Annotated in this window: 1 protein-coding gene; it reads right to left on the minus strand. The window is 68.6% G+C overall.

Translation table 11 applies throughout. The annotated features are described in order from the left end of the window. Window positions 1-951, minus strand: a 951-nt coding sequence (locus LFM09_RS50085) for a serpin family protein (RefSeq protein WP_414103732.1), incomplete at its 3' end; no start/stop codon positions are given. Window positions 952-1,017: the final 66 nt, after the last annotated feature.

Raw genomic sequence — 1,017 nt, forward strand, 5'->3', positions numbered from 1 at the left:
GACGGCGAGCAGGAACGGCCGGTCCACGTTGACCACGATCGGCTCCGCCCGGCGGCCCGGCACGGCCCCGCGGCCGATCATGACAGCGGTCGCGGCGGCACCCTCCAGACCCTGCTCGTCCAAGCGCAGCACAGCCTCGTGGACCACCTCGCTCACGACCAGGTGGTCCGGCGAGATCCCGCTGAGGTCCGCGTCCGAGGAGAACATCGCCTTCACGCCCAACCGCGGCAAGTCCTCACTCAGCTCGAAGTTCGCCCGAACGTCCACTTTGGGCAGTGACAGCGCCACCTTCGTGGTGTCGCGGACCTCGAACACAGACGGGTCGAGCGGCTGCTCCAGCGAGGCGTCCGGCAGCAGCACCAGCATCTCCACGCCGGACTTGGCGGGCAGCGCGATCGTCTGCCAGCCGTCGTGGCGGGTGTAGCCGAGCTCGGCAGTCACCTTCATCGTCGGCACTTCGACGTCACCGTCGGGCGCATGAAAGTTCCGCGGTTTCGTCGCGTTGCTCCTGAACGGGTTGCGCCAGCCGACCTTCAGGTACAGGGCGTTGACGAGGACCGCGACCGTGGCCGGTGAGACGGTGCCGAGCAGTTCGGGGATGAGGCCCCTGGTCGCCTCCTCGACATCGGCGTTGATGAGCTTGCGCGCAGTTCTGTGGTCGGAGAAGGCCGTCCGCCGGACCGAGGAGGCCAGCGAGAACTCGGGGTTCAACGCCAGGCTGTCGTCGGCCCACAGCGAGTTCGCCACGGCCAGTTCGGGCACGTCCAGCGCGCCACGCGGGTGGAAGTCCCGCAGCAGCACGTCCAGCTCGGCGCGGGTCTCACCGCGGGCGCCTTCCCGGACGAGGGCGAGCGCCGTGGCCACCGAGAACGGTGACCAGCACGCGTTCTCCGCCGGGTCGGGTACGGCGACGCGGTGCAGTTTCAGGGCGAAGTCGGCCTGATCGGTCAAAAATCCCCCAGATGTGCGTTCTACGGACGGGCGATCTGCGCGAGGAAGTAGATCGCCTTCGAGCTC

Origin of the sequence: Lentzea alba, assembly GCF_047445655.1 — a bacterium.
Lineage (GTDB): Bacteria > Actinomycetota > Actinomycetes > Mycobacteriales > Pseudonocardiaceae > Lentzea > Lentzea alba_A.